Source organism: Azonexus hydrophilus, assembly GCF_905120355.1.
Classification (GTDB): Bacteria; Pseudomonadota; Gammaproteobacteria; order Burkholderiales; family Rhodocyclaceae; genus Azonexus.
Genome location: NZ_CAJHOB010000047.1, coordinates 1 through 1217, shown reverse-complemented (window position 1 = coordinate 1217; position 1217 = coordinate 1). Strand labels below are relative to the sequence as shown.

Below are 1217 nucleotides of genomic sequence, written 5' to 3'. Positions count from 1 at the left end.
GACGTTAATCTGCTGGCGGCCGAGAACCGCTTTACCGAAGACTACCGTTTCAAGAGCAGCGGCAGCAGCCTGGCGATCATTCCCGGGCCTGCACCGCGCCAGACCCTGTACGGCAAGACTGAAATGAGCCAGGACAGCGCCGCCTCGGGCAATCAAGCCACGGCCAGTTTGCTGTCGGCCAATGGCGGCGCTCTCACGATCATCGCGGGTACGGACGCCAGCCATGCCGGCACGGGCCGGGGCAACGTCACCAGCGAAGGGGCGGACCTGCTGGCCCGGCAGACGGTGCGGATCGAAGGCAACGCCGTCAGTCTGCTGGCCTCCGATAGCCGCAGCCAGTTCGACAGCGTGACCAAGTCGAAGAGCGTCACCGTGGGCGCGGCGCTGGCCGGGACGGTGGGCAGCCTGATCACCCGCGCCTACGACATGGCCGAAGCGTCCCGCCAGGGCACGGGCAACCGCCGCCTGGACAATGCGCTGGCGCTGAAAGCCGGCTACGACGGCTGGAAAGCCTACGACAACCTTGGCAAGGCGCTGGCTGTCGAAGCCGATGGCGCGGCGGCGGCCGATGGCGCGAAGGGCAACGGCTCCGCCTTCGGCGTCTCGGTCAGCGTTGGCGTCAGCAAAATGAAGAGCAGCACGCACGAAGCCAGCCACAGTCAGCGCGGCGCCAGCATCCAGGCGGACAACATCACTGTCGTCGCCCGCGAAACCGACATTACCGCCGTGGGGGCCAAGTTACAGGCCGACGGCGACATCACGCTGGATGCACAGCGCAATATCGACCTGCTGGCGGCCGTCAATACGGAAGCAATCAGAAACCGCAGCAAAGGCAGCAGCGCCAGCCTGGGCGTGACCGTGGGTATCGGCCAGCAGACGGGCATCAGCATCCAGATCGGCGCCAGCCAGATGAAGGGCAAGGCCGACGGGGACGCCACCACCTACGACAACACCGAAATCGTCGCCGGCAAGACCCTGACCCTGAAGAGCGGCCAGGACACCACGCTCCAGGGCGCGCAGGTGGCGGGCGAACGGGTCGTGGCCGACATTGGCGGGAACTTGAGCATCGAAACCCTGCAAGACCAGAGCCGTTACAAGAACAGGCAGAGTGAAAGCGGTTTCAGCGTTTCGCTGTGCATTCCGCCGATCTGCTACGGGGCGAGCAGCGGCACGGTCAGCGCCGCGAACCAGAAGATCGACCACAGCTACCGCAGCGC

1 protein-coding gene is annotated in these 1217 nt (G+C 65.9%); it reads left to right on the top strand.

Annotated elements, in window-relative coordinates; translation table 11 throughout:
• The coding region (locus tag JYJ39_RS13905; protein WP_205205241.1) for a hemagglutinin repeat-containing protein at nt 1-1217 on the top strand (1217 nt) is incomplete at both ends.